Source organism: Parageobacillus thermantarcticus (assembly GCF_900111865.1).
Lineage (GTDB): Bacteria > Bacillota > Bacilli > Bacillales > Anoxybacillaceae > Parageobacillus > Parageobacillus thermantarcticus.
Genome location: NZ_FOJS01000036.1, coordinates 1 through 21,819 on the forward strand (window position 1 = coordinate 1; position 21,819 = coordinate 21,819).

At 47.8% G+C, this 21,819-nt stretch carries 17 protein-coding genes and 1 pseudogene; 13 read left to right on the top strand and 5 right to left on the bottom strand.

Going from position 1 to position 21,819, the window contains the following annotated elements; translation table 11 throughout:
• Positions 1–607: 607 nt before the first annotated feature.
• Entirely contained in the window at positions 608–1,783 is a 1,176-nt protein-coding gene (locus BM278_RS13935; protein WP_042386115.1) for a replication initiation protein, read from the bottom strand.
• 630 nt (positions 1,784–2,413) lie between these two features.
• On the opposite strand from BM278_RS13935, the pseudogene BM278_RS13940 reads away from it, so the two are divergent.
• Positions 2,414–2,722, top strand: a pseudogene (locus BM278_RS13940) (transposase); the annotation flags it as partial.
• 78 nt (positions 2,723–2,800) lie between these two features.
• On the opposite strand, the gene BM278_RS13945 reads toward BM278_RS13940, so the two are convergent.
• Positions 2,801–3,337: a hypothetical protein gene (locus BM278_RS13945; protein ID WP_090950817.1), complete on the bottom strand. Its 537-nt coding sequence runs from the start codon at positions 3,335–3,337 to the stop codon at positions 2,801–2,803.
• A gap of 391 nt (positions 3,338–3,728) precedes the next feature.
• Here BM278_RS13945 and BM278_RS13950 point away from each other — a divergent pair, with 391 nt between their 5' ends.
• The 8 genes from BM278_RS13950 to BM278_RS13985 all read left to right on the top strand — a co-directional run bounded on the left by BM278_RS13950 (position 3,729) and on the right by BM278_RS13985 (position 12,649).
• Complete coding sequence (locus tag BM278_RS13950) at positions 3,729–4,445, top strand: FadR/GntR family transcriptional regulator (protein ID WP_090950820.1); 717 nt, start codon at positions 3,729–3,731, stop codon at positions 4,443–4,445.
• A 208-nt stretch (positions 4,446–4,653) separates the two neighbouring features.
• Positions 4,654–6,072 carry an FAD-binding oxidoreductase gene (locus BM278_RS13955; RefSeq protein WP_208601816.1) on the top strand — a complete coding sequence of 473 codons (1,419 nt, stop codon included), beginning with the start codon at positions 4,654–4,656 and terminating at the stop codon, positions 6,070–6,072.
• The gene (locus BM278_RS13960) at positions 6,069–7,394 is read left to right on the top strand and encodes a (Fe-S)-binding protein (RefSeq protein ID WP_090950822.1); all 1,326 of its coding nucleotides are present in this window, start codon (positions 6,069–6,071) and stop codon (positions 7,392–7,394) included. Before BM278_RS13955 ends, BM278_RS13960 begins: the two co-directional genes overlap by 4 nt.
• 482 nt (positions 7,395–7,876) lie before the next feature.
• Positions 7,877–8,587 carry a FadR/GntR family transcriptional regulator gene (locus BM278_RS13965; protein ID WP_090950825.1) on the top strand — a complete coding sequence of 237 codons (711 nt, stop codon included), beginning with the start codon at positions 7,877–7,879 and terminating at the stop codon, positions 8,585–8,587.
• Between the two features lie 18 nt (positions 8,588–8,605).
• Positions 8,606–9,709, top strand: coding sequence for an ABC transporter substrate-binding protein (locus BM278_RS13970; protein WP_090950828.1), 1,104 nt, complete (start codon positions 8,606–8,608; stop codon positions 9,707–9,709).
• Positions 9,710–9,858: 149 nt separating this feature from the next.
• The gene (locus tag BM278_RS13975) at positions 9,859–10,959 is read left to right on the top strand and encodes an ABC transporter ATP-binding protein (RefSeq protein WP_090950830.1); all 1,101 of its coding nucleotides are present in this window, start codon (positions 9,859–9,861) and stop codon (positions 10,957–10,959) included.
• Positions 10,923–11,855: an ABC transporter permease gene (locus BM278_RS13980; protein ID WP_090950832.1), complete on the top strand. Its 933-nt coding sequence runs from the start codon at positions 10,923–10,925 to the stop codon at positions 11,853–11,855. Before BM278_RS13975 ends, BM278_RS13980 begins: the two co-directional genes overlap by 37 nt.
• On the top strand, positions 11,855–12,649 hold the full coding sequence (locus tag BM278_RS13985; RefSeq protein ID WP_090950834.1) for an ABC transporter permease: 795 nt from the start codon (positions 11,855–11,857) through the stop codon (positions 12,647–12,649). Before BM278_RS13980 ends, BM278_RS13985 begins: the two co-directional genes overlap by 1 nt.
• Positions 12,650–12,761: 112 nt before the next feature.
• On the opposite strand, the gene BM278_RS18400 is transcribed toward BM278_RS13985, so the two are convergent.
• The gene (locus tag BM278_RS18400) at positions 12,762–13,100 is read right to left on the bottom strand and encodes a hypothetical protein (RefSeq protein WP_143093453.1); all 339 of its coding nucleotides are present in this window, start codon (positions 13,098–13,100) and stop codon (positions 12,762–12,764) included.
• A 310-nt stretch (positions 13,101–13,410) separates the two neighbouring features.
• Here BM278_RS18400 and lhgO point away from each other — a divergent pair, with 310 nt between their 5' ends.
• Entirely contained in the window at positions 13,411–14,616 is a 1,206-nt protein-coding gene (gene lhgO, locus BM278_RS14000; RefSeq protein ID WP_090950843.1) for an L-2-hydroxyglutarate oxidase, read from the top strand.
• A gap of 830 nt (positions 14,617–15,446) precedes the next feature.
• Here lhgO and BM278_RS14005 read toward each other — a convergent pair.
• Both BM278_RS14005 and BM278_RS14010 read right to left on the bottom strand, forming a co-directional pair.
• Positions 15,447–15,734, bottom strand: a complete 288-nt coding sequence (locus BM278_RS14005) for a hypothetical protein (RefSeq protein ID WP_090950845.1) — start codon at positions 15,732–15,734, stop codon at positions 15,447–15,449.
• Positions 15,718–16,515 carry a ParA family protein gene (locus BM278_RS14010; RefSeq protein WP_090950848.1) on the bottom strand — a complete coding sequence of 266 codons (798 nt, stop codon included), beginning with the start codon at positions 16,513–16,515 and terminating at the stop codon, positions 15,718–15,720. The genes BM278_RS14005 and BM278_RS14010 overlap by 17 nt, the downstream gene beginning before the upstream one ends.
• Positions 16,516–17,649: 1,134 nt before the next feature.
• Here BM278_RS14010 and BM278_RS14020 point away from each other — a divergent pair.
• The 3 genes from BM278_RS14020 (at position 17,650) to BM278_RS14030 (ending at position 21,781) form a co-directional block, all read left to right on the top strand.
• Positions 17,650–19,065, top strand: coding sequence for a sigma-54 interaction domain-containing protein (locus BM278_RS14020; RefSeq protein WP_090950855.1), 1,416 nt, complete (start codon positions 17,650–17,652; stop codon positions 19,063–19,065).
• Between the two features lie 205 nt (positions 19,066–19,270).
• A complete protein-coding gene (locus tag BM278_RS14025) occupies positions 19,271–20,389 on the top strand; it encodes a DUF917 domain-containing protein (protein WP_090950857.1) in 1,119 nt (372 codons plus the stop codon).
• Between the two features lie 3 nt (positions 20,390–20,392).
• Positions 20,393–21,781, top strand: coding sequence for a hydantoinase/oxoprolinase N-terminal domain-containing protein (locus BM278_RS14030; RefSeq protein ID WP_090950860.1), 1,389 nt, complete (start codon positions 20,393–20,395; stop codon positions 21,779–21,781).
• Positions 21,782–21,819: the final 38 nt, after the last annotated feature.

Below are 21,819 nucleotides of genomic sequence, written 5' to 3' on the forward strand. Positions count from 1 at the left end.
GGTTTGAAGTGGCACTCGATGGCATCTTGTTGGCTTATTCCTTGGTCACACTAGGGCTGGTTGAGCGCTGACGCTCAACTAGCACCACGGGTTAACTTTGATTATATTAGAAATGTCGAAGGTAATTTTGAATTAAATATCGGTATAAGATGGCAAAAAGCTACTGTATTCCACGATACAAAAGTTCGAGCTGTTGGTACTTGGTCTGCTCTCAGCTATATACAATGGAGTTGGACCAATTAGATTAAAAAAGTTCCATGAGCGCGCTTTGCTCTCCACCCGGCATGAAAATGGCCGCTCCAAGGACACATTTTCATAGAAATGCACTGTTTTATATAAGAAAAGATTGTTGTTTGTATTTTATATTATCTTCCTTTATTATGAATAAGAAGGCTGTCCGCAAAAGGTCGTTTTAGCAACCTTTTGGGACAGCCTCTTTCCGCATTTTTATATCATTCCTCCATAGCGGAATCCCCAAGCCTCTCGCGTTAAAGACTATAAGTTCGCCACCTAGCTTCTTTGCTAGATCAGCAGCGATTCTTTTAGAATGTAGCAGAACGCCAACATGTGCGCTCTAATACCAAACCATTACTCTGAAAAAGGGCGTTCACGTGGTCACTTTGCGCCTTCGGTTATTGATTTCCTCCATAATTTCATCTCTTTTTTCTTCCCAAAGCTGTTCTGCTTCCTCCGGCGTCATGTCTTTTGCAAATATATCCACCGCAGTGCTTTTTACCAGCCACTCAGGCAACAAATCTACTTTTCTCGCTCCTTGACGAGGTGTAAAATAATGAATGACTTCGCGAATCTTTTTTTGCACTTGGTCCACATCCGCCATTTTCTCTTCGCTTTCCGCTTTTTTTCGCAAAACGGAAGAGATATAGCCAATCTTGTTTTCTATATCGCCGCGATATTGGATGGACTCCATTAGCTCCATTACGTTTTCTTTTCCGTATTTCAGCCATTCTTGAACTAATTTTTTAGGCAATGCCAATCCTAGTTCTTTTCCTTTTTCTTGAATTTCCAGCACATCTTCGTTTTCTAACACCTTTTCTAATTGTTCCACAATATTCGTCATCAACGTTTTATTTTTCGGATTCGGCTTGATGATAAACTTGACTTTTTCGATCGAACGGCCTTTTTTGATGGGCTCGTATGTAAACATAATATCCGTCTTTTCCTCTAGTTCTTCCTTTGCAGGGTCCAACACCCTTTGCCGGAAGTTGATCCAATGCGGATATTTGTTTTCTACTCCCAATTTGCTTCGCAGCTCCTCTAGGGTGAATGTTCGCTCGGCCAATCCTTCGTAACTCTTTAACAATTCGTATATTCTGATCGAGTAGCTTCTTCGCAAATGAATGATATTCCCTAATTTATATCTCGTAAACTTCTCATTAAGAAACAAAAAGAAAGGTTTCAAATCGGGATCAAAGCGAACCGTGACCGTCCCTTCGCCAACGTTATAAGTGGCTTTGGACAGCCAAGCAATTTTTGTCGGCTTCCCCTCCGCATTAATGAAATTGAACGGCTGCATAAGCTTGGTCATAACTTTGTCGATCTCATGGTAAATATTTTTCGACTTCGAACCGATGAGTTCTTTAAATTCTTTTATGGAAAAGGTGTATGTTTGAAAATCCTTGTCATCAGGCGAAATATTGGATGCAATGGCGGCAATCACCTTTTGTTCCATCGTTCCCAACTTATAACGCGCTTCAACGAGCGAATTGGATTTAGACACTAAGTTTAATTGGTTAAAAACAAGAGGTTTTGTTTCATCGTACATGTTGATTACCTCTCTATCCCCCATATGGCAAAAAATAGTTACATATTTATTATAAAATAGCTAAAAAAATAAAAGCAAACATTTTTTTATTTTTGTTTGCATTTAACATGAAACGAACCGAAAGGAAATCAATCACCTGCAAAACTGTTGATTGTGCATGCCATTTCCTTTGCCGATAAGGCTTGAGCCGTTCCATTTATTCATAAGGAACGCTGCGGCCCCAATTTCGTTTGCGGACACCCCAAAAATGTTTGTTTTTCAGACCCCAAATTTGTTTGTTTTCACCCCAAAATTGTTGTGCGTTCACCCCAAATTTGTTTGTTTTCGCCCCAAAATTGTTGTGCGTTGACCCCAAAATTGTTATGCGTTCACCCCAATTTTGTTATGCGTTCGCCCCAAAATTGTTGTGCGTTCACCCCAATTTTGTTGTGTTTTAAATCCGCAATCCCTTGCCGCCCAAGGGATCCAGAAGCCCGTAAACAAGTATAAACAGGTATAAACAAGTATATAAACAAGTATTGTTAAACAAGAACAAACAGAGCGAAAACGTCAGAGACAGTCAATAGAAAAAAGCCATATTGCTTCCACTTTGGCAAGGTAAACAATAAACAGACAAACGCGGAAGGCAACATGGCTCATACTCTTTTGTACAGGCTATCGACAAGCGATAAGGGATTAGCGAAGCTGCTGGAACAAGTCTTCAACCAAATCCACGAAAAGCAAGTAGAAGAACAGCTGGGAGCCCGCCGTGATGAGCGAACGGAAGAACGAAAAGGCTATCGCAACGGTTCGTATCCATTCCAGCTGACAACCCGGGTAGGACGGTTGATCTTGCGTGTTCCACGAACAAGAGATGGGGAGTTCTCTACGGAACGGTTCCAACGGTATCAACGAAGCGAACAAGCACTGGTACTGGCACTAATGGAAATGATGGTAAACGAAGATAATGACAGCTGCGCCGTGACTAGGTTGTAAGGAAGTCATCCATGTGTTTATCCGCTTCTGATACTAAAAAGTTTACCGATTATCATTCATGATCTTTTTGATGAGTTGATTCATCTTAACGATCAAATCTGTCTTCCCATCTTCATAAGGATTTTGGCTTTTAATATCATCAGCTAATTGAATTAACTCCTTGATCGTTTTATTGTCTGCGGATATAGGAACATTTTTATCCAGCGATTTCGATATTAAATCTGCGAAAGCGCGACAATTTTTATAAAGTTCTTGAATATCGTTTTGTTCTTCTTTTGATAAATTACCAATATTATATTCTTCATACATATTAGGTATAAATAGATTATTTTGTGCAAGATAAAGATCTGCCATTCCTTTTAAGTATAATCGATTAGAACTGCTCGATGAATGATAGTTCTTTAAATATTCTTTAAGGATAAGGCTAAATTGATGAATAGTAATGGAATGATGATGTTCTAGTACACTTAAAGCTGAAGCATCAGCCTGAGGGAGTTCAATATTGTGATTTTCCTGCGCTTCTGTAGAACAAGCGCTCATTAATGGAAACAGCATCAATAAAGTTAGTATCTTTTTCATTCATCTACCATCTCCAATTTCTTCTTTCGGAGTGACGGGTGTTTCGGATTACCATCAAGAAAGCGGAGCGCTTTATCAGAATTTAGGCAAGGCCCATTAGCCACGTTTGCGAAGCGTAGCCTTTTCCTTTTTCATGGTTTCCGTTCCCCTTTTGGGGTGTTTTTACTGCGATAATCGTTTTCCCATCTCCATTGTTTCTAATTTTTTGAAATTGATACTTTCAGAATAACATATAATGAGTTAAGTTGCGTGTCATTTTAATCTTTTCAGATAATTAGAAAATATATTTACAAATTAACCGTTTTCATGTTACATTTGTGGTGTAGTGGACCAGCCACTGATACACTAAACCATATGCCAATAGGATAGATTGATTGAGGAGTTCAAGGGAATGGAGATCAAACCAATTAAAAAAAAGAAAGTGTATCACGAAATTATTGAACAAATCCAAACGGCGATCCGAAGCGGCCAATTAAAGCCGGGGGACCGGCTGCCGTCCGAGCGGGACTTGGCAAAACAATTCCAAGTCTCGCGGACGACGATCAAAGAAGCGATCACCGTTATGGAAGCGATCGGAGTGCTGGAAATCCGCACAGGCATCGGGACCTTTGTGCGAAAAACGAGCGAGAATTTGAACGAAGATTTGAATGACATTTTGGCCGACAACGGTGCCGAGATCGACGAGCTGATGGAGTTCCGGCAGGCAGTGGAAGTGGAAGCCGCCTACTACGCGGCGGTGCGCGGATCGTTGGAGGACAAACAAAAATTGCGTCAACTATTCGAAGAACTAGAAAAAGCGGTTCGATCTAAAAAGCTGCCGGCGAAGTCGGACTTTTCCTTTCATATGCAAATCTCTAAGATGTCCGGAAATATCTTGTTTTTCAAAACGATGGAGCTTATTTCCGACAAACTGCTGAGATCGGTGACGAAAAACACGGTCAATACGATGGCAGGTGCCGGCAATCCGAAAGATGTGCTGGAAGAACACCGCGCGATCTGCGAAGCGATCTTGAAAGGGGATGGAATGGAAGCGCGCCGGGCGATGCGCCATCACCTTGACAGCGTCATTTTTCGCTACCGAAACGCTAAGCTGAAAAGCGGCGTTTGAGCGAAATTGCGTGATGCTGCTCCGCAAAGCCAAGAATGATGACGCGAATTCCCAAACTTGCCTTGCTGGGAACAGTTTGCGCATCCCCATGCCGCACATCAACTTCTTGATTAAGCGGCAAAAGCTTTGCCATTTTTCGCTGCATGCATCGCTGGAGGCGGCGCGCAAAGCCGATCCGGCAGCTTTTGAGTTTGCCATTTTAGGAGTGATGAACGTGCCCTTGACCTCACAAACGATCGAAAAAATCATCCGGATCATGGGCGGCGGGGATCGAGTTCTGACGCAAAAAACCGACCTGTTGAGTTACGCGTACGACGCGTCTTTCGGGCTTTTTGTTCCCGATGTCGTCTGCCAAGTAAAGAGCGTCGAGGAAGTGTCGGAGATCGTCAAACTGGCGAACGAAGAAAAAATCCCGGTCACGCCAAGGGGACACGCTTCCGGCTTAAGCGGGGGAGCGCTGCCGGTGGAAGGGGGCATCGTGATCGACGTCTCCTTATGGAACGACGTGCTGGAAATCGATAAAGACGACATGATCGCAATTGTCTCCCCCGGCGTGATCACGGCGGATATCGATCGCGCCGCCAAAAAAGTCGGACTGATGTATCCGCCCGACCCGAGCAGTTCCAACGTGTCGACCATCGCCGGCAACCTTGCGGAAAACTCCGGCGGGCCGCGCTGCTTAAAATACGGAGTGACGAAAGATTATGTGCTTGGCCTGCAAGTCGTCACGCCGGAAGGCCATATTATCCGCACGGGCGGGCGGACGGTGAAAAATGTAACCGGTTACGACTTGACGAAACTGATCGTCGGTTCCGAGGGGACGCTCGGCATTATTACAGAGGCGATTTTGCGGCTCATTCCGCGGCCGCCGGCGACGCTTTCCCTCATGGCTGTTTTCGGCGACATCGTCCAAGCCGGGCACGCGATCACCGATGTGCTGACTTCGGGCATTCTTCCGGCGAAAATCGAATTTATGGACCAATCTTCCATCCGGGCGGTGGAAAACTACCATCCAATGGGATTGCCAATCGACGCCGAAGCTGTCCTGTTCATCGAACTGGACGGCCACCCGTTGGCGATTCGGGACGAAGCCGATTCCGTCTATCAATTGCTGGAAAAAGCGGGCGCCCTCCGCGTCCAAAAGGCCGAAACGAGCGAGGAAGAAGAAGAAATGTGGAAGGCGCGCAAACTCGTATCCCCGGCGATCGCAAGACATAAGCCAACGAAAATTTCCGAGGATGCGACGGTTCCGCGAAGCCAAATCCCGGCCTTTTTAAAGCGGCTGCGGGACATCAAGCATCAATTCGACATTGACCTCGTCGTCTTCGGGCATGCCGGAGACGGAAATCTGCACCCGAACATTCTTTGCGACCAGCGCGACCGTGAAGAAATGGAGAAAGTGGAGAAGGCGGTGGCCGCGATTTTTGAAGCCGCCATCGACCTTGGGGGAACGCTTTCCGGCGAACACGGCATCGGGATCATGAAAAAAGCCTTCATGCCAATGGAATTTGACCATTTTTCACTCGAAATGATGCAGCGTATCAAAGAGGCATGGGACCCGAATGGCATCATGAATCCGGGAAAGATTTTCCCGAAACCGAACGACAGGCTGGTGTTAAGGCAATGAACGTGGAAGAAAAAACGCATCTAAAAAAAGCGGAAGACTTGGCCTACGATTGCGTCCGGTGCGGCTATTGCTTGCCCGCCTGTCCCACATACTTGACAATGAAAACGGAAACGCAATCTCCGCGAGGGCGCATCCATCTTGTGCGCATGGCGGCGGAAGGGCGCATCACTTTGGACGAATTAAGCGGGCCGATCGACCTTTGCCTCGGCTGCCGCGCGTGCGAACAAGTCTGCCCGAGCAACGTGCAATACGGGAAATTGCTCGAGCTTGCGAAAACCGCCATTCAACATCATAAAAAGCAATCCGCGTCCCCGTTTCGCCGTTTTTGCGAAGATGTGGTCTTCAAGCAAATGTTTGCGCGGAAAAACGTGATGAACAAACTCGGCGGCCTTTTATGGATATATCAAAAATCAGGCGCCAAAAAAATCGCCCATATGGAGCCGTTTCGCCGCTTGTTCCCGGAAAACCTCGCATTATTCGACAAGGGGCTGGATGAAGCGAAACCGCCTTTTAAAAGGAATGACGGCCGGCGGTATCCCCCGGCTGGGGAACGTCCGGTATTGAAAGTAGCGTTTTTCACCGGCTGTGTCATGGAAGCCGTGTTTCACCGGATCAATCGGCTGAGCATCCGCTTATTGCAACAAGTTGGCTGCGAAGTTGTCGTTGCCGATAAGCAAACGTGCTGCGGCGCATTGCAAGCCCACGCCGGCGAAGAAGAGACGGCGAAAATGGTGGCGAAGCGAAACATCGAAGCGTTTGAAAGCGAAGATTTTGATTACATCGTAAACAACGCCGGCGGCTGCGGGGCGATGCTGAAAGAATATGGCCGGCTGTTCGCCGATGATCCGGACTGGTCGGAGCGGGCGGCGCGCTTTTCCGAAAAAACGGCGGACATCAGCGTCATTTTGGATATGCTCGGATGGAAACCGGAAAAAACGTTGCCGTACCGCGTCACCTATCAGCCATCGTGCCATATGACAAACGTCCAGAAAGTCGTAAAAGAGCCGGAAAAGCTGATCCGTTCGATCAAAGGCATCGAGTGGATTCCGCTGAACGATCCGAATGTTTGCTGCGGATCGGCCGGGATTTACAATTTGGTTCATTTTCAAGAGTCGATGGACATTCTCGGCGCCAAGATGGCGGACATCAAAGGCACGAAGGCGGACGTGGTCGTGACGACCAACCCGGGATGCCTGCTGCAAATGAAGGCGGGTATCATTAAAGAGGGGCTCAACGGGCGCATGAAGGCGGTCCACCTCGTCGAACTGCTGGCCGAAGCGTGCGGGATCGATTCATCGCATCGTGGACAGACACAAGGCTAGTGAGTTTGATTGGCTCGCTAAGAACTGGATCAAGATCAACAGCATCAAGAACAAGGAGCCTTTCTACGGCAGCGAAAAAAGCTAAAGCCGCAAAGGGAAAAACGCAAAAACTTCCGTGGATGAAAGTCCGCCACATCCGCCCCTACAGATGGCGGCACGGATCAACGCACGAAAGCTTTAGCTACATCTCTACCAATTAGACTGAATTTTTAGTAAATTATCACAACTAAGGGGGGATATCAGATGTTGGTTAGAAATATAAATATAAGGACATCAGATGTCTGATAACAGATTCCCCATAGGCAGTTTATCCGCTCTTCTGACTAACATCCAAAAAGAGCAGCGCCCACGCCTCCGCGTGGATCCGCGGCTGAAAAGCGACGCTCTGGAAGCGATGACAATTATTTTGTAACCGCTTCCAAAACAAAGCGCGCCGGAGCGGTTTTGCCAAAAGCCGCCATCTTTTAGGAAAGGAGGTTGCCATGCGAGGAGTCAAACCGATCCGCCGAAAAAAAATATCAGAAGAAATCGTCGAAGAAATCAAGCGATGGATCGAACAAGGCGAGCTTCCGCTAGACAGCAAGCTTCCTTCAGAAAAAGAATTGAGCGACATGTTTGGCGTCGGCCGTTCTAGCATCCGCGAGGCGCTGAGCATGCTTGCGGCCGCCCGGATCATCGAAACGCGGCAAGGGGAAGGCACCTTTGTGCGCAAAGTCGACCTCAGCGACTACATTCACCCGTTAGCCCTTTCGATCGTCGCGAAAAAGGAACAAACGCTGCATTTGCTGGAAACGCGCAAAATTATCGAGCTAGGCACTGTTGAATTGGCCGCTTTGCGGGCCGATCAGCGCGATTTGAAAGAAATGAAGAAGGCGCTCATTGATTTTGAGTACCAGCTGGAAATAGGGGAAGCGGGAGTCGACGCCGACTTCGCTTTCCATCGGGCGATCGCCATCGCATCGAAAAACCCGGTTTTGATTCAAGTCATCGACAGTTTGTCGCCAGTGATGAAACAAAGCCTGACCTATACGCTCCATCAAAATATCGGAAATTTAGCGAAACGAAGGAGCGTCCTGCAAGAGCACAAAGAGATTTTCGCCCGCATTGAAAAACGCGATGCGCAAGGCGCGGTCGCCTGCATGAGGCGGCACCTCGAAAATGTCCGAAAAAAACTGTCGGAACTAAAAGAATGAAACAAGGGGGATGGTGTCATGAAACGGTGGATTATGATTGGACTGATGATTATGATGGCAGCGCTGGCCGGCTGCGGAGTTCCTAACGCGAAACAACCGGGGGAAGCGAAACCGGCCAACAAGTCGTCGGACAATGCGACGGAAATTACGGTTGCCGGAAACGGCGGCAAAATTGAAAAGGCGATCCGCGAAGTGATTGCACCGAAATTTGAAGAAAAATATGGCATCAAAGTGAACTTCGTACCGGGATTGTCGGGAGAAATTTTGTCAAAAGTCGAATTGCAGAAAAACGCTCCTCAATACGATGTCGCGATTTACGTGCCGCTTGACGTGCAACGGGCGGCGGACAAAGGGTTAGCCGAACCATTGGATCCGTCGGCGATTCCAAACATGACGAAAGTCGACCCGCGCTTTGTCGCAGTCGATAAGATTGGCGTGCCTGCGTTCGGGCTAGTCATCGCGCCAGCATACAATACAAAAACGTTTGAAAAGAACGGCTGGAAACCGATTACGTCTTGGAACGATTTGATTCGCCCGGATTACAAAGGAAAAACAGCGTTTGCCGACATCGCCAATGACTGGGGCTTCGCGCTGCTTTATAACCTCGCAAACGCGAACGGCGGCAGCCTTGATAATCTGGAACCAGGCTTGAAAAAAGCGAAAGAACTCGCCAGCTATTCGGATACGTTCTACAAAAACTCCACGCAAATGATGCCGGCCATGCAGCAAGGGGCGGCGGACGTAACGGTAATGGGCAGCTACGCGATCGCCGAACTGATCGATTCCGGCGTGCCGCTGAAGATGGTGATCCCGAAAGAAGGGGCGCCGTTGCAAGCGTTTAGCGCGACGGTTGTGAAAAATGCCCCGCATAAAAAAGCGGCGATGGATTTTATCAACTTCCTCATCAGCGAAGAATCGCAAAAACAGATCGCGGAAAACGGGTTCTATCCTGTTTTGAAAGGAATGAAAGCGGCGCCAAAATATGAAAAGTCGATCGGCCTGAAAGAAAGCGACCCTGTGTTCCGGCCGGATTTCAAGAAGATGGCGGAAATCCGCGAGCAATGGACGGACAGATGGGCAAAAGAAGTCACGCCGGAATTAGGCAAGAAAGTGAAAAAATAAAGAAAAGGAGCAGTGGCCGCGAAGCGCACCTATGTACTGTTATATATAAACAAAATTAAAAAAATGTAATGGATTTTGTCGATATTTTTGACACCTATGAAAGGCCACAAAGCCTTGATACATCAATATTTCTAGAGGGAGGCGGAAGCATGCAGGCGCTAGCGAATGACGTGGAAATCCGTGGCGTTTATAAACGAATCGGCCGAAACGTCATCCTCGACGGCATTGATTTGGAAGTCAAGCAAGGTGAATTGCTCACCTTGCTTGGCCCTTCCGGCTGCGGCAAAACGTCAACGCTCAACGTGATCGCCGGTTTTCTCGACATCGATCAGGGCGATGTGTTTATCAAGGGACAGCGAGTGACGGACGTTCCCGCTTACAAGCGCGGCTTGGGAATGGTGTTCCAAACGTATTCGCTGTTCCCGCATATGACCGTATATGAAAATCTCGATTTTGGCTTGTCCTTGCGCAAAGTGGCGAAAGACGAGAAAAAGCGGCGCATCCAAAAAGCGCTGGAGCTGGTGAAAATGACCGGCTTGGAAAACCGGTATCCGCGCGAACTGTCCGGCGGCCAGCGGCAACGCGTCGCCATCGCCCGGGCGCTCGTGGTGCAACCGACGCTGTTGTTGCTCGACGAGCCATTGAGCAACCTTGACGCCAAGTTGCGCCATGAGCTGCGGGCCGAGATCAAACGGCTGCAAAAAGAAGTGGGCGTCACGACGATTTTTGTCACGCACGACCAAGAAGAGGCGCTCTCCATGTCCGACCGGATCGTCGTGATGAACAAAGGCAAAATCGAACAAGTCGGAACGCCGACGGAAATCTACGCCCACCCGCGCACCGAATTCGTCTTTCAATTTATCGGAAAATCGAACCAGTTGGAAGGCACGGTGAAATCGCGCGACAGCCGGATGATCTGCGTCGAACTGGCCGAAGGCGGCCAAGTGCTCGTCGAAGCGGAAAATGTGATGGGCTCGGACCGCTCCTGCGCGGTGGGGGACGCGGTCAAGCTCTACATCCGCCCGGAAAAGTTGACGATCCAGGCGGCGGAAAACGAAGCTCCGCACTACAATGCGCACGCCGCCACCATTGTCCAGCTGAATTATTTAGGCTCCGCTTGGGAAATCGAAGTGTCGATGCTAGGCAAACGGATGCAGGTGCTGCGCCCTTCCATCGAATCGGGATGGACAATAGGAACTGAGGTGATGGTCGGATGGAACCCGTCAGATATGATGATCGTCAAGAAATAATCAGCTTGCCGCTGCAGCCGGCTGCGGCGAGAAAACGGAGGAATTGGAAAAAGTATTTGTACGCCGGGCTGCTGTTGCTGCCGCTGTTGTTGTTTATCCTCGGCTTCTTTGTCGTGCCGATGCTTTACATCCTGTATTTGAGCTTTATTGAAATGAAAGGCGAAACGAACGCGGTCTACAGCATCGGCAACTATATCCAGTTTTTCACCGATCCGTATTACTTGCATTCGCTCTGGCTGACGATCAAAGTGAGCCTGTACACGGTGATCGTGTCGTTGTTGCTTGGCTATCCGGTGGCGCTGACAATGGCGAAATGTTCTCCCCGCGTCCGGGGATTGCTCACCTTGTTGGTGGCGTCGCCGCTTTTAATCAGCATCGTCGTCCGCAATTTTGGCTGGTATTTGCTTTTATTGCCAAACGGCACGATCCATCAGCTGTTGACAAGCCTCGGCATCACCGAATCGCCGCCGAAACTGTTGTTTTCGGAGGCGGGGGTCGTCATCGGATTGTCGAACGCGTATTTGCCGTTTATGATTTTATCCATTGCCACAAGCTTATATAACATTGACCCGTCGCTCGAAAAAGCGGCCGCCATTCTCGGCGCCGGACCGCTCCGTTCATTTGTATCGATCACATTGCCGCTCAGCCTTCCTGGCATCGTGTCCGGCATCGTGCTCGTCTTCAGCATGTCGATGAGCGCTTACGTGACTCCGGCCTTGATGGGGGGAGCGAATGTGCCGATGCTGCCGGTGGTGGCGTACGACCAGATCATCAACTTGTTGCGCTGGACGTACGGGTCGGCCGTCTCGTACGTATTGCTCGGCATCACGCTGGCGATCGTCACGATTTTTACGAGAATGATGGAAAGAGGACGGTACCGGGAGGTGTTTCGCTAATGAAGATTTTCGGAAAAATCAGGGTCGCGGTCGCTTTGCTCAGCTTGGTGTATATCTTGATCCCGTTGCTTGTCACCATTCCGGCTTCTTTCACTAGCGCGAGCTATCCTAGTTTTCCGCCTCAGGGCTTTTCGCTGCAGTGGTACACAAAATTATTGGAACGACCGGAGTTTGTCGAGGCTTTCTGGAACAGCGTCAAATTCGCCTTCCTAGCTGCGTTCTTTTCCGTGCTATTAGGAACTCTCGGAGCGATCGCGATCGCCAAATACGACATTCCGGGGAAAAGCTATCTTGTGTCGCTGCTGACCTCCCCGCTGACGGTGCCGCAATTGGTATTGGGAATCGCCTTGCTCGTTTACTTTACGCCGATGCTGTTGGCGGGAACGCCGACCGGGCTTTTGATCGCGCATATCGTCATCTGCGTTCCGTATGTGATCCGGTTTGTGCTGACCGGGCTAAGCGGTTTTGATTACACGTTGGAACGGGCGGCGGCGATTCTCGGCGCCAACCCGCTCACCGTTTTCTGGCGGGTGACGCTGCCGCTGATCCGTCCGGCGATCTTGTCCGGCGCTCTGTTTTCGTTCTTGACTTCGTTCGATAACGTCACGGTCTCGCTGTTTATGATTTCTTCCGACATGCGGACACTGCCGCTTGAAATTTTTTCGAACATGCAGGATGCGTACAGCCCGATCGTCGCTTCCGTGTCCAGCGTCGTCATTATAATTTCGGTGGTGCTGATCTTGATTCTCGAGAAAATCCACGGCGTCGGCCGCCTGCTGGGAAGCTCCCATTAATCAGCAGAGGCGGAAGCGATTGGGCGGAGCCGCATTTGGTGCGCCCGTCCATCCAAATGTTCATCGAAGCATGTTTAACGTGTTTGGGCGAAACCGTTTTTGACGCGCCCGTTCAGCCAAAAAAGTAAATGGCAAGCGGGCGCGGAGACGGCGGAAGAGCATAAAAAGCCGCTTTCATCCGCCCGGGCGCCCACGCCCATGCGGCTGTCTCCGCTTGTTGGAGCGAGGCATTGCGGAAAACGGGGCGCGGCCCCGTTTCTTGTTGCCGGCACCATGCGGGCAAAGGATTCAGTCCGGGATTTTGCGCAAAAAGACACGGATTTTCCCAATACCTAAATTCGCTAAAGGACTTGGCCGATCGAAGCATATGGAAGCCGGGATCCGCGGAAACGGAGGCTTGTCTCCGGTTCTGCGCAGCGGCAAGACCGGGGCAGCGCCGGTGCTTCCGCATAAGCTGGCCTCCGCAATGGCGCCATCATCGTCATCAATCGGACGAATGCGCGACTGCGAAAGATGGCGGGACATTGGCGTCAGCCGATTCTATTAGTCTCTGCCGGTGTAATATGCGAGGATGGCGTAAACCACGTGCGCCGCTGGTCCGGGCGGAGATGGAAATCCGGGGGCGGCTAGACGCGGATATTTCTGATAGAAACGGTGGAAAGCCCGGTCCCAAGCCGGCGCTGGACATGTCTCCAATCGTTCCAAAACGACCATGTTCTTGCATTTTCTCCACTAAATAACGAAGAAAAGAGGGGATCTATATGAGCCGAATAGCCGTCATCGGTGGAGGTATCGTCGGATTGGCTGCCGCATATGCCCTCAAACAAGCGGACGCAAGCGTTGAATTAACCATCATCGAAAAGGAAAATCGATGGGGCGCGCACCAAACTGGACATAACAGCGGCGTCATCCATTCGGGCATTTACTATAAGCCAGGCAGCTACAAGGCGCGATTCGCGAGATTGGGCGGGGAAATGCTCATCCATTTTTGCCGGCAATACGGCATTCCTTTTGAACGATGCGGAAAGGTGATCGTGGCGACGCATAAAGAGGAGCTTCCGCTTTTGGACAATTTATATCACCGCGGCTTGCAAAACGGGCTCGATCTCGAGTTAATCGATCAAGCCCGCTTGCGGGAGTTGGAGCCGCACGTCAGCGGCATCAAAGCTATCCGCGTGAAAGAAACGGGCATCGTCGATTATCCGAAAGTTTGCGAGACGATGGCGTCATTGCTCAAAGACGCCGGCGCCGAGTTGCTGTTAAATACAGAAGTGGAACGAATCGTGGAAAACAGAACGACAGTTGACGTGATCACCAACCGCGGTGTCCGAACGTTTGATTTCGCGGTCAACTGCGCGGGGCTCCATAGCGACCGCATCGCGCGGGCTTCCGGAATCGCCGCCGATTTGAAAATCGTCCCGTTCCGGGGCGAATACTACAAGCTGCGCCCTGAGAAACGCTATCTTGTGAAAAATTTAGTGTATCCCGTCCCGAATCCGCAATTTCCGTTTCTCGGTGTCCATCTGACGCGGATGATCAACGGCGAAGTCGAAGTTGGGCCGAACGCCGTGCTCGGTTTCAAACGCGAAGGGTATAAAAAGACGGACATTGACGCAAAAGACGTCATGGACATTTTTCTCTTTAAAGGATTTTGGAAGCTTGCCTTTAAGTATTGGCGCGAAGGGCTCGAAGAGATGGTCCGTTCCTACAGCAAAAAAGCGTTCTTAAAAAACTTGCGGCGTTTGCTTCCGGAAGTCGAAATGGATGATTTGATCCCGACGACCGCGGGCGTGCGCGCCCAAGCGCTGCGCTCCGACGGCACGCTCGTGGATGATTTTTACATCATTAATACGAAACGCATGGTCCATGTGCTGAACGCCCCTTCGCCCGCCGCGACCGCTTGCCTCCCGATCGGCGAAGAAATCGCCCGCCGGGTCACCGATTTGCGGCGATCAATGGCTAGTTAAAGAAAGGAAAAGTGGAATGAAAAAAAGAATCAAACAGAAATATAAAGACATTTTATTAGTTATTTTTTTTTCTCGTTTGGCTGTTCAATGTGTTTATTGAGCATGAACAGGTTGTCGTGACCGCTAATGTCATTGCCATGATTTTGATTTCTATCGTAAGCATTATTAAGTTCTACACTAAAGAAAATGGTTAAGGACTTAATTCCAACTTGCTAGAGAGTTTGCCGGGCGAGAGGTACGGTTCGAAACAAAAGGAAGCGAAAGCGCGGCGGCGAATGAGAGGCTTGTTTTCATCGATCTTTTTTGTCAAGCAATAAATGTTTCTACTTCTTTTCATCTACGCCAGCCAGAGATAAAAAACATGAAATAAGCGCTCCAATTCGTCCGTAAATGCGTTTGAACCGATCGGGCATTATTTTTTTCAAAAAGAAAAAAACGGCTGTAAGGGCCGTTTTTGCGCGTTTAACGTGATGTTTCTTCTTTGGCGTAGCAAGTGCGCTTCCTTTTTTGTCTGCGGAAGGTAGATTGTAAGGAATAAAGGTAGATTACAAGAAATATTGTTAGAAAGAAAAGAAGAAATCAACGTTGGTTCGTTGATTCATTTATTTCTTGTTTTATAGATTTATTGATTGGTTGATGAAAATATTCATTTATTTATTGATTTGTAGATTTGAAGTAGGGGAAACGGGCGCTGCTTGAACACGATCCGCGCGACCGCAGAATGGGGCTGCCCGTCAGTCTTTCCCCGAACAAAACAAAACGCCGGTCTTCAAACGCTACACAGCTTGGCTGCCATAGCAAAAAGCGGCGAAGACCGGCGCAGCACTTGATTAATTATTTTTCAATTCATTCAGATACTTCTCCAACGCTTCCTCAATAAGTAAATAAATATTCTTTTCCTGTAAGATCGACTGCATTTTCAATTCTTTATGTAGATCTGTGCGCAAGTCGAAGGATACCCGCTTTCTTTCCACCTTCTTTTCTTCCTTTCTTTCTTGGTTGTTTTCTTCGCTCGAAACAACGTTGTTTTCATTTCCGACCGCTTCCACCAACACTTGCGTCGGCGTGATCGTTTTTTGCTGGCGTTTTAAGTTTTTGATGTCATCTACCTTTGACACGCTCCATCAGCTCCTTGTAAAAGTTTTCGTATTGGTCCAACGCTTGCTTCAGCTCGGCGTTTTCGTCAAAACCGTACAGCGACAGCCGGCCAATCGGAGCTTTGCGCGTAATAATCGTCTTGAATACTTCGTTCGGATAATCTTCTGCGATCATTTCGTTGAAGGCTTTGGCGTCGCTTCTTCTGACATCGTTCATCGTGCGCAAAATGCCAAGCACCTTCGTGTTTCGCTTTCCGTGCCGTCTCGCCCCGTCCACCGAGTCCATGAAATTCGGGATCGCCGAATAGCACCAGTTCGAGCATTCAAACAACACGACGACGTATTCGCTCGCGCATAACGCGTTCGTTGTTTGTTCGCTCAGCGAAGGAGGAGTATCGATGACGATAAAATCGTAATCGTCTCGCACCTTTTCCAACGTTTCATCTAAAATCATGCTCGGATTGCCTTCAAAGCGGATTTTTTCTCCTAAATATGTCACGCCTGTGTAAATCCAGCGCGGAAACGTCGCCAAAAAGTTATTGGCAGGCAATAAATCCAAATTGTCGCCGACCGGCACGATGTATTCCGTCGGATCGAGCCGTTGCATCGCTTCAAGCACGGACTTTTGCACAAATTCGTTCGAAGGTTTCTTGGAAAGCAGCTCCGTCAAGTTCCCCTGCGAATCCATATCCACCGCGAGCACCTTGTACCCGTCCTGGCTTAGCAAATATCCTAAAATCCCAGTGGTGGTGGATTTGCCGCAGCCGCCTTTTTGAATTCCCATCGTGATCGTGATCGCCAACCTTCGAACCCTCCTTTCTTTCTTCCAATATTCATTTCTTCGTTTCTTTGTTTATTGTTTTCTTTATATATTTATTCTACGGAGGTTTTGAAAATCCTGCAATCAAAATTGCGGTTGATGAACATGAAACGAATATAAAAATGTTTGATACAACGATGGAATTTCTGACGTACAAAACATCCATGAGTAAGCTTTACTCGCCACCCAAGCATGAAAATAACCGCTCATGAATTCGTTATTTTCACAGAAAAACTCCATGGGCGCGCTTTGCTCTCCATCCGTCATGAAAATGTCCGCTCCAAAGGCGAGCATTTTCATAGAAAAATTTTTCGTCAGACAATAAATGTTTCTTTTTCATCATGCGCCAGCCAGAGATAAAAAGCATGGAACAAGCGCTGATCAAGTCCGCGAAATTGTGTAAAAACAAAACGGTAAAGAGGATTTTATTTTCCCGTAATCCAAGTCTATTGTATTGGCAATGGAATTTTACACCATAACTTGGACTTGGCCATAAGCGCTCCAATCCGCCCGTAAATGCGTTTTAACTGATCGGCATATTTTTTTATTCCAAAAAGCAAAAACGGCTGTAAGCGCCGTTTTTGGGCCAAGTCCTGATTATTGTGAAAAATTTCGCACTTGGTCCAGCGAATTTAGGCCTTAGGAAAATTAACCAGCTTTTTGCCGTTTCTTTTTACACAAAATCTCGAACTTAATCCGTTTTTGCGCGTTTAACGCGCTGTTTCTTTTTTGGCGCAGCAAGCGTCCTCTTGGATGTGCGCTTCGCGTGGGCGGCGCCACGCCCTTTTTGGTCTGTGGAAGGTAGATTGTAAGAAATATTGTTAGGAAGAAAAGAAGAAATAAACGTTGGTTTGTTGATTAATTTATTAATTGTTTTATAGGTTGATTGGTTGATTGATGAAAATATTCATTTATTTCCTGCGATTTTCCGATTAGATTTCCTTTGCTTGTTCAACGTGATATTTTTATATATAAACACAAACACAGGCCCTTTTCGGCGATTTGCGCATGCAGAAATGCAGGGTGCATTTTCCGCATATACTTAAGCTCGCCAAAACAAAAGCGAAGTTTTACGCAATCATTCGCGATAGACATTCAATCCGAGAGGTGACAAGCATGAGTAATCGAAATTTGCAAATGGCAAGAAAAGAACGCCTCAAATTGCTTAGGGAAGTGGAGGGGCTTTTGTCTTATATTACTGATCCTGTTTTAGTCGTCGACGCCGAAGGAAAAATCGTCCATGCGAATTCGGCGGCGGAACAAATTTTAGAACGTTCCCAAATCATCATGATCGGCAAACATTTCACGGAATTTGTCCAATCCGAATCGCTTTCCAAATATATTCATCAAGGAAAGCCTGTGGCTAATCTTGCCGTAAACATGATTAATTCCAAAGGCGCACATCTCGATTTTTCCTGCCGGCTGCATCCATTGCTTGTCGATGCGCAAGTGGAAGGGGCGATTTTATTTTTCACAAAGCCGGCGCTGCGCCAAGAACAGGAAAAATCATTCCGCTATGGAACGCGGTTTTCACTGGATGATGTCATCGGCTCAAGCCCAGCAATTGTCGCATTAAAGGAACAAGTAATGAAGATTGCCAAAAGCGAATCAACCGTGCTGATCCGGGGAGAAAGCGGCACGGGAAAGGAAGTGCTCGCGCAATCGATTCATCGCTTAAGCCATAGAAATAAAGGCCCGTTTGTCGCGATCAATTGCGCCGCCATACCGGAATCGCTTCTGGAAAGCGAATTGTTCGGATATGAGGAAGGCGCGTTTACCGGAGCCAAAAAAGGCGGGAAGCCGGGGCGCTTTGAATTGGCGAAGGGAGGGACGCTATTTCTCGACGAAATAGGCGACATGCCTTTATATTTGCAGGCTAAATTGCTGCGCGTTTTGCAGGAACGGCGCATCGAAAGGGTCGGAGGCACAAAAGCGATAGAAGTCGATGTAAGGATTATAGCGGCCACCCACAAAGACTTGGAATCGATGATCGCCAACAACCAATTTCGCGAGGACTTATACTTTCGCTTAAACGTCATTCCGCTTTACGTCCCTCCGTTGCGGGAAAGAAAAGAGGATTTATACGAGTTAATCCAATACTACATGCACAAATTTTGCAAGCGTTTCGGAAAAGAGCCAAAACGTTTCTCCTCCCAAGCCTTAAAAAAAATATTTGACTACCATTGGCCCGGAAACATCCGGGAATTGGAAAATATGGTGGAATATATCGTCAACTTGGAAATCGGCGATCTCGTCACCGTCAGCAGCCTTCCCGCATCGATCCGAGAAATGTCCGAGGATGAAAATCGCGATATGGCGGAAGAACAACAAGAGCCACAAACATTAAATCATCTCTCCAAGTCGCTGTACAGGGTAAATGAAATGGAAGAACAGCTGATCATCCAAGCGTTGCAGCGATTTGGCACCAGCACGGAAGGAAAAAGAAAAGCGGCCGAAGCGTTAGGAATTAGTTTGGCCACCCTTTATCGAAGACTAGAAAAGATGAAACGCCGGCGCCAATTCTCAAAATGAGAATTATGAGAAATCATGAGAAAAATCGAGAATTTAAGAGAAATATAGAGATAATATTCGTTTTTAAACAAGCGGAGATAGCCGATAAATTTTCTATATATTCAAATAATTGTAATTTATCCCATTAACGAGTCAGAAAATTTATTATTTTTCGTTTTAAAATGTTGGCACGATATTTGCATTCTAACTAACACAGGAGGAAACGATGAAACGATACATTGACGAAAAAACCGTTTCTTCTCTTGCGCGCGGAGCCATGTATTTAGGTTCAGGCGGCGGTGGAGACGTTAAATTAATGGAGCTGATGGCCAAGCGGATAATTAAAGAAAATGGACCTATTCCTTTAATATCTCCTTTTCGTTTCCCGGATGAAGAATGGGTCATACCAGTGGCTGTAATGGGGTCGCCTACTATTTTTAGCGAACGGCTACCGTCGGGAAATGAGCTGAAGAAAGTAGTGGAAACGATCGAAAAAGAAAAAAACATAGCAGCATCAGCAATTACAGGGATTGAAATCGGCGGAATGAATGCCATATCACCGGTCATCGCCGCCGCGTTGACCAATCTTCCATTGCTGGACGCCGATGGAATGGGGCGGGCGTTTCCGGAGTTGCAAATGACGACATACCACGGCTTTGGGATGAAAGCGAGCCCAGCCGTTATTTCGAACCGCCCCGACAAAACGTATCTCCTTTCATCAGACGAAAACACGGAAATCGAAAAGCAAGCGAGAAAGCTTGTCACCGACTTAGGAGGATGGGCGGCGATCGCTTGCTATCCGATGCAAGGATGGCAAATGAGGGAAGCGGGCATTCTCCAAACGTATACGTTAACCATACGACTTGGCGAAGCGTTATCCGCCGATGCGATGGACGCTCACGACGTCATGGAAAAGATGCAAAAAGTCTTTCAAAAGTCGATATATGGAAAACCGGTAAAGCTGATCGAAGGCAAAATTGTCGATTTGCAAAGAAACATCATCGAAGGAATGCTGAAAGGTTCGCTTGTTGTCGAAGGAAGCGGATCATACATTGGCGAATATTTATCGGTTTTCTTCCACAACGAATATTTATGGATCAAAAAAAACGACACCACTTTAGCGACCGTGCCGGATTTGATTTGCGTACTGGATGAAGAAACGGGCTACCCGTTATCTGTTGAAGAATTGGAAAATCACGTGAAAGTATGGGTGATCGCAATCCCGGGCCCGTTCTTGTTGCAAACCACAAAAATGCTTGACGTAGTGGGCCCTATGCAATTCGGTATAGCGGAAAATTTTATTCCAATCGAAGAAAGACTGAAACTAAATGGTAACGAGGGATAGGAGATGTACCGGTTGGGAATTGACGTGGGCGAAACGAATACCGACGCCGTTTTGCTGAACCAAAATTCAAAAATTGTACAAACGGTGAAAAAACCTGCTTCTCCCGATATTGTGTCCGGCATACGCGCTGTTTTGGCAGAAATCATCGATCGCAAAAAAACGAACCCAAAGGATATTGCCGCTGTCATGATCGGGACGACCCATTGCTTGCAAGCCTTAATGAAAAAAGAAAATCTCGCCAGCGTTTGCGTAATCCGCATCGGAAGCGGAAAAAACGCAGTTCCCCCGTTGTTTGAAGGAAATGATTCACTTCGCCGCTATGTGATGCAAAATCATTTGGAAATAGACGGGGGGCACGAAGTAACGGGAAAACCTTTAGGAATGATTGATTATTTGCTAATCGACAAATTTTTTTCCCATTTGCGCGCCAAAGACGTTGAGGCGATGGTGATTACAGGAACGTTTTCGCCGATGAACCCAGAACATGAAAACATAGTCGCAAGTTATGTTCGCAACATAGTCGGAGCGGAAATTCCGATCACTTTGTCCCACGAAATTGGAAGTATCGGGTTTATCGAAAGAGAGAACGCATCCGTCGTTAACGCTTTATTATCTAAAGCGATGAACCGCGCGCTGAATGGATTACAATTATTGTTTAAGCATTTTGGAATCAATTGCGATATTTATTTCACGCAAAACGATGGATCGCTTATGTCTTATGAATATGCGCTGCGCTACCCTATACGAACATTATGGTCAGGAACGACCAACAGTTTGCTTGGGGCGTCCTTTCTCACCGGATTGAAAAACGGCGTCGTCGTGGATGTCGGCGGTTCTTCCGTTCGTGTGGCGCTATTGGAAAACGGGTTCCCAAAAGAAAAAAGGAGAAATCAAGTCATCGATGGAGTACGGGTAAACGTGCCGATGCCCGATATGATTTCCATTCCTTTTCATCCAGAGCAGATAGGCAGCGAGGAATTCCTCGAAAAATTATATCAAGCCGTCCAGCGATTTCAGCCCCGATATGAGCCGCTTCCCATCATTTTTGTGGGAGGCGGCGGGCAAAAGCTGGCCGAGCGTTTTCATTATCCGTGGGCGGATGTCGTCGTCCCCGATTACTATCAATACGCTAATGCCATCGGAGCTTGCATCGCTCCGGTAAGCGGCTATATCGACCGGATGGTTTGGATGGATGATTTCAATCAAAGGGAAGCTTTGCATTCGGCGATCAACGAAGCGAAACATATGGCTATAAGCGCCGGGGCGGACCCAAAAACAGTTGCCGTTCAAGAAGCGAAAACGATGCCTTTAGCGTATGTTCCGAGCAAGGCGTTAAGGGTGAGAGTCAAGGTCATCGGCACATTATCGCTTTCTTCGAAAGGGGGAATGTAGACTGCGATCACGCGAAATTTATTCTTATTAAACATTAT